We start from the raw sequence: 10,169 nt of genomic DNA on the forward strand, positions 1-10,169 counted from the left end.
TGAAGGAATATTAAGCAAGAAACTGAGCGGATTGGGATGTCTTGAATTTTCTTTGACAAAAACGTTGATCGTATCTCAGATACTTTAGTTTCCTTCTTAAGCGAAGTTCAGGTTTATTATGATTATGTATCCAACTCTGGCTGAATGCCATTTTAATTATCGGCGTTCAACGGTGTTTTATAACACCTACTATTGACTTAAATGGACCGGCGTCTCCGGGACATAAATATAAAACGGAATGCCAGAAAATGAATCATCGTATCCATTATCAATAATCACATTTTCCCGTACTTCGGCTCCCTATTTCAGAAACACCCTCTTCAATAACGTTCATACCATCAAAAAGAGCAAAAAAATATTCCAGCTTTATCACGCAGGATAAGGCATTTTCAATTTCATACTTATTATCCTACAAAAGCTATAATTAACCGGCGTGTTATCCCATAATATAATCGATATGACACGACTTAATTGAATGTATTCTCATTCGCATAATCTGATTGATAACCATTCTCTTTTTCACCCATCTAATCAGGCACGATTTATTTATTACTTAGTTAATTGAAAAATAGTATAAATTTAAAGAAATATAACCGATCTCTATTGTGCTGAATGACCCTAATGATAACAAAACAGACAAGTCGCTATCACTTCATAAAAATAAATACAATATTTTTATCAATAAAATTCCATGTTGTTTAGGTTAGGTTTATATATTGTATTTTTTTATGTTGCAGAGAGGTTTTTATGACCAATAAATCTTGTGCAAAAAATGCGGTAGGATAAAAAATGTCTTGATTTTAGATAAAACTGTTTACAGAATCGCCCTGGTTAGGAAATGATCTGCTCGGTAAATGTGTTTATTTATTGCGGTGGATCTTGTCGGTGTTCTCTTATTTACTGCCCGGTTAACTGCCTGCTCTGAAATATCTGAATCCGTTCTTTGTTCCTGAAATTTATCGGGCATGACCCTCATGTCATTCATCCTGTTTTTATTGTTTAAGGAGTTGCTTGTGACCCAGAGTTTTCAAAACGAAATCCCTAAGGCGCGTATTAATATCAAATTAGATTTGCACACCGGCGGTGCGCAGAAAAAAGTTGAGTTGCCGCTGAAATTATTAGTGATGGGCGATTACAGTCATGGGCAGGAACAGCGCCCACTCTCGGAAAGAGAAAAAGTGTCTATTAACAAAAACAATTTTGACAACGTGATGGCTGAATTCAGCCCCGCGCTTAACCTGACGGTTCAAAATACTCTGGCTGAAAATGGCAGCGAAGAAAATATCGCCCTCACTTTCCAGCAAATAAAGGATTTCGATCCTGAACAAGTGGCCCGCCAAATTCCCCAACTACGGGCGTTACTTTCTATGCGTAATTTATTGCGCGATCTGAGATCCAACCTGCTTGACAACGCTACCTTTCGCCGGGAGCTGGAGCACATTCTCCAGGATGACACGTTGAACGATCAATTGCGGGCTGAACTGGCTGCGCTGGCACCGAAAGCCATCTGATGATGGCGGTATTTTAGTCAGGAGAGATGTGATGACTGTACAAGAACAAGCCGCTTCTGCTGCGGCAACCACAACCTACGCCGAAGGCAGTGTTTATCAATCATTGTTTGAAAAAATCCATTTACAGCCGGTCGAACGACTGAGTGATATCGAACGCTTTCAGTGCAGTGATGCGCTGGCTGATGTCACAGCGGATGAACGGGTGACCGCGGCGGTCAGCGTTTTTCTCAATCTGTTGAAAGCCTCCGCGCGAAAAGTCGAACGGCTGGATAAAGCCTTGCTGGATAACCACATCGGCGAGCTGGACCACCAAATCAGCCGTCAGTTGGATGTGGTGATGCATCATCCAGAATTCCAACAAATCGAATCCGCCTGGCGTGGTCTGAAATTTTTGGTTGACCGGACGGATTTTCGTCAAAACGTCAGCATTGACGTATTGGATGTCACTAAAGACGACTTACGGCAGGATTTTGACGATGCGCCGGAAATCGTCCAAAGCGGCTTTTATCTCCACACTTACACGCAGGAATACGATACGCCGGGCGGGGAACCTATCGGCTCGGTGATTGCCAATTACGAATTTGATGCCGGCTCGCAGGATATTGCCTTGTTGCGTAATATCGCCAAAGTATCAGCCGCGGCGCATATGCCCTTTATTGGCGCGGTCGGACCGGCCTTTTTTGGTAAAAAAACCATGGAAGAGGTCGCGGCGATTAAAGACATCGGTAGCTACTTTGACCGCGCTGAATACATCAAGTGGCAGGCGTTCCGCGACAGCGACGATGCCCGCTATATCGGCCTGACGATGCCGCGTGTGTTGGGGCGTCTACCCTACGGCCCGGATACCGTGCCGGTACGCACGTTTAACTATGTCGAAGAGGTCGCCGGGCCGGATCACAATAAATATTTGTGGACCAACGCCGCGTTTGCGTTTGCCGCCAACATGGTCAGGAGCTTTGTCAGCAATGGCTGGTGTGTGCAGATCCGCGGGCCGAAGGCGGGGGGCGCGGTCACGGATTTACCGATCCATCTCTACGATCTGGGGACCGGTAATCAGGTCAAAATCCCGTCAGAAGTGATGATCCCGGAAACCCGCGAGTTTGAATTTGCCAATCTGGGGTTTATACCGCTCTCGTACTACAAAAACCGCGATTATGCCTGCTTCTTTTCGGCCAATTCCACGCAAAAACCGGCGTTGTACGACACGAATGAAGCCACGGCCAACAGCCGTATCAATGCGCGTCTGCCCTATATCTTTCTGCTGTCACGGATTTCCCACTATTTGAAGTTAATCCAGCGGGAGAACATCGGCACCACCAAGGACAGGCGTCTGCTCGAAATTGAGTTGAACAACTGGATCAACACACTGGTCACGGAGATGACCGATCCGTCAGACGATGTGCAGGCGTCTCATCCGCTGCGTGAAGCGCAGATCATTGTTGAAGATATTGACGACAACCCCGGTTTCTTCCGGGTCCGGTTATACGCCGTGCCCCATTTTCAGGTGGAAGGGCTCGACGTCAATCTGTCTCTGGTTTCCCAGATGCCGAAAGCCAGGGGGTAACAACATGAAAATTGATCGTCCGCTCTGGGTGACGGGGACCATCCTGTCGCCCCAACAGTTTCAGCAACAGGCCCGTTGGGAGGCGTATACCCGTGAATGCGTTGCCCGACTTGGGGGGCTGCATCCCTGGGGCGTGCTGACCGCGGTGTTTGACAAAGCGATGCTGGCGTTGGGGCAGTTGAAAGCCGATCACCTGTGTGTGCGCTTTGCTGACGGATCGCTGATTGATACCGATCAGGCGGATCGCTTACCCCCGGTGCTGGAACTGGCGACGGTGCTGTCGGCGGAGACGCAACAGGCCACGGTCTTGCTGGCGTTGCCGCACCTGTATGCCAATGGCGGTAATTGCCTTAAACCCGATGAACAGGCTGACCGCCCGGTGCGTTACCGACAAGAGTGGGTGCCGGTACAGGATGAATTCAGTGACCGCTGTGAATCCATGGCAGTGGCCCGTTATGCCGTCTCGCTGCGCGTTGACGGGATGGAAAACAGCCAGTATCTCACCTGTCCCGTTGCCCGTCTGGTGCGTGACACCCAGGGAAACTGGGCCTTTGATGAACAGTTTATCCCGCCGTTACTGCGGTTGAGTGCGAATGCCGGGCTGATGGATCGGCTCGATCGGTTGCTGACGCAGTTGCGGGCCAAACAGGCTCGGTTGATGGGGATGCGCCGTGAGAGTAACGAGCGGATGGCGGATTTTGCCGTCGCGGACGTCTCGTTGTTTTGGCTGCTCAATGCGCTGAACAGCTATGAGCCGGTACTGCGTGATTTTCGGGCGCACGCAGAGGTACACCCGGCGCTGTTTTATCGTGAGGCGATCGGGCTGGCGGGCAGTTTGCTGACGTTTTCCCTGGACCATGACGCGGGGGGGATCCCGCGTTATCAGCACGATAACCTGACGGCGGTGTTACCGCCGCTGTTTGACTTGCTCAGTGAGTTACTGGAAATCAGCCTACCGTCGCGGATGGTCGCCATTGAGCTGACAAAATCGGCACAGCAATGGACAGGAACGCTCCACGATACCCGCTTACGTGAAGCAGCAGATTTTTATCTTTCTGTCCGTTCCTCAGTTCCCACACACCAGTTGCAAACCCGGTTTCCGCTGTTGTGTAAAGCCGGGGCGCCGGATGAGGTTAACCAGATGATTAACCGGGCGCTGACCGGGATCCCGCTGGTGGCGCTGAACCAGGTCCCGGCGGCGGTCCCATTGCGGCTGGAGAACCAATATTTCGCCCTTGACCTGACCCATCCGTCCGCGAAAGCCATGCTGGAGGCAGGTACTTGTGCCTTCTACGTGCCCAGTGTGCTGGACGGTATTCAACTTGAACTGTTTGCGGTCTTGAGAACATGAATCGATCACACTTACTCACTAAAAAATCGCAACTGGATATTGATGCCCTGTTGCAAAACAGCTACTTGCTGGTCACCGAACTGTGCCAGGGCGTGCCGGTGGATCAGGGGAGCATGGTATGGCAACACTGTATCGACGAGATAGAACAAACGCAGGGGGCGCTGTCTGCTGCCGGCGTCAGTGACGCCGCAAAGGTGCACATCCGTTATGCTTTATGTGCGCTGTTGGATGAAACCGTCTTAAAACGGGCACCGGACGAGGGCTATGCAGCCTGGCGTGTGACCTCGTTGCAGACCCATTTCTTTGATTCTGCGGCGGCGGGTGACCAGTTGTTTGCACGGATGAACGCAGTGCTGAATGAACCGGCCCCGGATCTGGCGGTCCTGACCTGTTTTCACCGGGTGTTGCTGCTGGGATTCCAGGGGGATTACCGGGAGGACACGTCATTGATACGTGAACAACTGATAACCCGCTTAAGTCAACACATCTTACCTTTCGACAGTTTTCAGCCTTCGCCTGTGCCGGTCAGGACCTTACCGTCCTGTGCCTGGATGAGCGCCATTGGCGGTCCGCTGATCATGACAATAATCGTGCTGACCGGTGTCTGGTGGGGGTTGGGCCGGTATCTGATCACGCTGCTGCCGGGGTGGGCGCAATGAGTGTGATGTTGCGACGGGCGCTATGGGGATGGGCAGCCGGGTTAGCACTGCTGCTCTGCCTGGTCTGGTTTCCCTTATCGCCGGTGGGCCGATGGGCTGGTGGAGCAGTTGTCCTGCTCTTCACGCTGGTCGGACTGTTTTATACCGAGCGATCCCGGCGACGGGAACACCTTGACAGCCTGTCGGCAGTGCTGCCACCGGACAGTGATCGTCATCCTGTCGTGCTGGTTTGTGGTCACGCCCAAGACAGCCTGTTTGGTGATGAACGGTGGCGTCAGACGCCGCAGGGCTACTGGTTATGTTTACCATCAGGGACCGCGTTGTCTGATGGCGTGGCAAACCTGCTGGCTGCCCGGCCCGCCTGGGGTGGCCAATTGAGCGTGATGGCCGTCATCAACCCGCAACAGTACCGGGATGAGATGGCCCTGGCGGGTTGGGTACGGGAACTGCGCTGGCAGCTTGCTCAGGTGCGTCGCCGCCAGGGTATCCCGTTACCTTTAGTGCTGACCGGTTACTTAGCCGGGGTGACCCAACGCCCTGATTCACCGTGGTTTGCGTGGCTGGCCGGTCAGAACACCGTCACGGTCTGGCGCAAAGGCGTCTCAGGTCAACTGCTGGCGGACTGGTTAGGCGAGGGCTGCGTGGCGGAACAGACCGCCCGTTTTCAGTGTGGAGTTGAGCTGACCGGCTGGGCTGACTGGATGAAAGCATATGTATTACCGGCTTGTCTGACCCCGGAAAACGGCCTGCCGCCTTGTCCGCCTCAGGCGATGGCGCTGACCTTTGTCCCGGCATTACCGCAGAGGTTAACCGGTCATCTCTGGCAACAGTGGTTGCAGACCAAAACGGCGCTCAACAGCGCCGGTGACCCGGTAAGTTCACCGGATACCGGTACGCCTGTCCTGCCTTTCCCTGACCACATATTGCGCCTGTTACCCATGAGTAAGGTACAGATACCGGTGCAACGGGCATTGGGCAGGGCGTTGGGCTTGTTCCTGCTGGCGGGGATGATCGCGTTGAGTTGTTCGGCCTGGCATAACCGCCAGTTATTGCGTCAGGTGGAGGGGGACTTACTGAACAACCAGTCTATCGTTATGACGGATGAGCACGGCAAGGCGCAAGCGATGGCGGCCCTGAAGGACGATGTTGCCCAGCTTGAGGAATATGACCACGATGGGGTGCCGTGGCGTCTGGGATTGGGGTTATATCAGGGAGAGCGATTACGTCTGCCGTTACAGGCGGCGATTACTGGCTATCACCCTGAACATCAGGAAAAAAAACCGGTGACGCCCCCGGTACCCCAGACGATCAGCCTGAATAGCCTGGCCCTGTTTGATGTGGGACAGGCGACACTGAAACCCGGCTCGACCCCAGTATTAATCAATGCGTTGATCAATATCCGCGCTAAACCGGGCTGGATGATTTTCATCACCGGCCATACCGATGCGACCGGTAATGCCGCGAAAAACCAGGCACTGTCACTGGCGCGGGCCAAAGCCGTCCGTGACTGGCTATTACAGACCGGCGAGCTGTCGCCCGCCTGCTTCGCCGTACAAGGCGACGGAGCGACGCGACCGATCGCGACGAATACCACAGCGGCAGGACGTGCCGCTAATCGCAGAGTTGAAATCCGTCTGATACCGAACGCGGTCGCCTGTCCGCGATCGCAAACGGTGCCGGGCGTTTCAGCAACAACGTCGCCGATACCGGCGACATCATTGACACAACAACAGGAGTAAACTTATGGCGATCCCCGCTTATTTGTGGTTGAAAGATGACGGCGGTGCCGACATCAAAGGCTCTGTAGATGTTCAGGGCCGGGAAGGCAGTATCGAAATTGTGGCGTTGGAACATGCATTGCATATCCCGACGGACAACAACACCGGTAAGCTGACCGGGACCCGCGTGCACGCGCCGCTGGTGTTCACCAAAGAAGTCGATGCGTCAACCCCGTATTTGTATAAAGCGGTCACCTCCGGTCAAACCCTGAAATCGGCTGAAATCAAGTGGTACCAAATTGATGATGCCGGTCAGGAGAAAGTCTATTTCATCACCAAACTGGACAATGTGAAGGTGGTGAAAGTGGCGCCGTTGATGCATGACATCAAAGATCCGGCCAAAGAAAAGCACAACCATTTGGAACAGATTGAGTTCCGCTACGAAAAAATCACCTGGACTTACCAGGACGGCAACATCATTCACTCTGATTCCTGGAGTGAACGTTCGACCGCGTAACGTAAAGGGCGGACGGGGTTAACCCGTCTGCCCTTTTTTTCTTTTTTCACATGATAGCGGGCGCCATAGGCCCCGCGATGAAAATCCTTAAAAACAAACAAATCATGACCTTATGGGCTTCGGTATACGGCTATGGGCGGTAGCGTACCCGAAGCAACAGAGGAACAGGATGGAGAAAACTGTCATGGAAAATCCGTCAGCCATTTTACTGAGCCGGTTAAACCCCTATTGCGTACAGGCGCTGGATGCCGCGGCTGTACTTTGCCGGACACGGGCACAGGATGAAATTACCGTAGAACATTGGTTGCTCAAGCTGCTTGAAATGGGGGAAGGCGATATTACCGTCATTGCCCGGCATTATCAGTGGGATATGAATACGTTGTGGCAGACACTCCTAGCTACGCTGGATCGCCTGCCATACAACATCAATCATCAACGCCCGCGGTTGTCAGACCGTCTGTGGCGTTTATTACAGGTCGCCTGGGAAGTGGCTTCTCAGGAGGCGGGCAATGAATTTATTCGCTCGGTGCATCTTTTGCAAGCACTGCGCGGTCAGCCGGACTGGTTGCATGTGCATGATGCCTGGCCGTTACTGAGCTTGAGCGTGACACAATTGCAACGTCTGCGCCCGTTGTTGGATCGCCACTCAGACGAGTGTCCGGAGAAACAGGTGACGGCGCGTTTGACTGAGGCAGGATCGGTTGTTGACCGGGCGGAGACCGCCGCAGATAACCCCGAGCTCAATCCTCACGCGTTATCCCCAGCTTTGCAAAACGTGTTGGATAAATTCACGCTGGATATCACGGCCCGCGCCGCTGAAGGCGGCATTGATCCGGTCTTTGGCCGTGATAATGAAATTCGCCAGATGATCGACATCTTATCGCGACGGCGTAAAAACAACCCGATCCTGGTGGGTGAACCGGGCGTGGGGAAAACTGCGTTGGTGGAAGGGTTGGCATTACGCATTGCTGAAGGCCATGTCCCCGACAGCCTGAAAACCGCCAGTATCCGGGCGCTGGATCTGGGCCTGTTGCAGGCGGGCGCGGGGGTGAAAGGCGAATTTGAGCAACGGCTGAAAAACGTGATTGAGGCGGTACAACAGTCCCCCCTCCCCATTGTGTTGTTTATTGATGAAGCTCACACGCTGATTGGAACAGGTAATCAGGCGGGCGGCGCCGATGCGGCTAACCTGCTAAAACCGGCTCTGGCACGGGGCGAATTACGCACCATTGCCGCCACCACCTGGTCGGAATACAAACGCTATTTTGAACGGGATGCGGCACTGGCGCGCCGTTTCCAGCCAGTGAAAGTGGATGAACCGGATGATGAGACGGCTTGCCTGATGCTGCGCGGACTGAAAACGCGTTATGCCCGTCATCATGGCATCCACATTCAGGAAGCGGCGGTCAAAGCCGCTGTCACCTTATCCCGCCGTTACCTGACCGGGCGCCAGCTTCCGGATAAAGCGGTGGATCTGCTCGATACCGCCGGTGCGCGGGTGCGGATGAGTTTGGACACCGTACCGGAGGCATTGACGCAACTCCAGACCCAATTGACCGCACTTGAGATGGAGCAACAGGCGATACGGGAAGATATGGCGTTGGGGCAGGCTCATCACACTGACCGTCTGGCGCAGATTGATGTGCTGCGCAATGCACTGTGCCGGCAACAGCAACAGCGGAATGAGCAGTATCAACAGGAAAAACAGCTCACGCAGCAGTTACTGGCGATACGACAGGACAGCCGCCGGCAGGATGAACTGGCTGTGTTACAACAGCGACTGGAAACCCTGCAACAGGGGCAGCCGTTGCTATCGCCGGATGTGGATGTGCGTACCGTGGCAACAGTGATTGCCGACTGGACGGGCGTCCCGTTAAGCAGCGTATTAAAAGACGAACAAACCGGCCTGCTCCACTTAGAACAGCGTTTGGGCGAACGGGTGATAGGTCAGGAGGCCGCGCTGTGGGCAATCGCCCAACGTTTACGTGCGGCCAAAACCGGTCTGACGCCAGAACAGGGGCCACTGGGGGTTTTCCTGCTGGTTGGACCGAGTGGGGTAGGGAAAACCGAAACGGCGCTGGCCTTAGCGGATAGCTTATTTGGCGGGGCGCGTTCACTGATCACCCTCAACCTGTCGGAATATCAGGAACCGCACACGGTTTCCCAACTGAAAGGTTCACCACCGGGTTATGTCGGATATGGTCAGGGCGGAATACTGACGGAAGCGGTTCGTCAACGTCCTTACAGCGTGGTACTGCTGGATGAAGTGGAAAAAGCCCACCGGGACGTGCTGAATCTGTTCTACCAGGTATTTGATCGCGGTTTTATGCGTGATGGTGAAGGGCGTGAGATCGATTTCCGCCATACCGTGATGGTCATGACGTCGAATCTGGGCAGTGATCAATTGATGGCGCTATTGGCGCAACAGCCTGACGCCCCGAATGCGGTGCTGCATGAGCTGTTACATCCTGTGCTGCGGGATCACTTCCAGCCCGCCCTGCTGGCCCGCTTTCAAACCGTGATTTACCGCCCGTTACCGGCTGAGGCACTCAGACGTATTGTCGACATCAAGCTGGGGCAGGTAACCCGGCGACTCCATACCCATTATGGCCTGACCTGTGTTGTTGAAAGCGCCCTCTGTGACACGCTGGTCAGCGCCTGCCTGCTGCCGGACAGCGGCGCCCGCAATATCGACAGCCTGCTCAACCAGCAAATTTTACCGGTGTTATCACAGGCGCTGCTGGAACGTCTGGCTCATCACCCTAAACCGGCCGGGGTGATATTGGGCGCCGATGAAACCGGCGAGATCACCCTGCTATTTACTGAAACAGAAAAAACGGAGAGCCCGT

7 protein-coding genes are annotated in these 10,169 nt (G+C 53.7%); all 7 read left to right on the forward strand.

The features are described 5' to 3' along the window. Window positions 1-974 precede the first annotated feature (974 nt). Complete coding sequence (gene tssB, locus LGZ99_RS22315) at window positions 975-1,511, forward strand: type VI secretion system contractile sheath small subunit (protein ID WP_023046541.1); 537 nt, start codon at window positions 975-977, stop codon at window positions 1,509-1,511. Window positions 1,512-1,542: 31 nt separating this feature from the next. Further along, window positions 1,543-3,075, forward strand: coding sequence for a type VI secretion system contractile sheath large subunit (tssC, locus tag LGZ99_RS22320; protein WP_021324587.1), 1,533 nt, complete (start codon window positions 1,543-1,545; stop codon window positions 3,073-3,075). A 4-nt stretch (window positions 3,076-3,079) separates the two neighbouring features. Continuing rightward, entirely contained in the window at window positions 3,080-4,426 is a 1,347-nt protein-coding gene (tssK, locus tag LGZ99_RS22325; RefSeq protein ID WP_036841648.1) for a type VI secretion system baseplate subunit TssK, read from the forward strand. Next, complete coding sequence (tssL, locus tag LGZ99_RS22330) at window positions 4,423-5,085, forward strand: type VI secretion system protein TssL, short form (protein ID WP_036841645.1); 663 nt, start codon at window positions 4,423-4,425, stop codon at window positions 5,083-5,085. Before tssK ends, tssL begins: the two co-directional genes overlap by 4 nt. Further along, window positions 5,034-6,824: an OmpA family protein gene (locus LGZ99_RS22335; protein WP_235184826.1), complete on the forward strand. Its 1,791-nt coding sequence runs from the start codon at window positions 5,034-5,036 to the stop codon at window positions 6,822-6,824. The genes tssL and LGZ99_RS22335 overlap by 52 nt, the downstream gene beginning before the upstream one ends. Window positions 6,825-6,828: 4 nt before the next feature. Then, window positions 6,829-7,320 carry an Hcp family type VI secretion system effector gene (locus LGZ99_RS22340; RefSeq protein ID WP_036841641.1) on the forward strand — a complete coding sequence of 164 codons (492 nt, stop codon included), beginning with the start codon at window positions 6,829-6,831 and terminating at the stop codon, window positions 7,318-7,320. Between the two features lie 184 nt (window positions 7,321-7,504). Further along, on the forward strand, window positions 7,505-10,169 hold a 2,665-nt coding region (gene tssH / locus LGZ99_RS22345; RefSeq protein WP_262979631.1), incomplete at its 3' end, for a type VI secretion system ATPase TssH.

The organism is Photorhabdus temperata (genome assembly GCF_025384845.1).
Classification (GTDB): Bacteria; Pseudomonadota; Gammaproteobacteria; order Enterobacterales; family Enterobacteriaceae; genus Photorhabdus; species Photorhabdus temperata.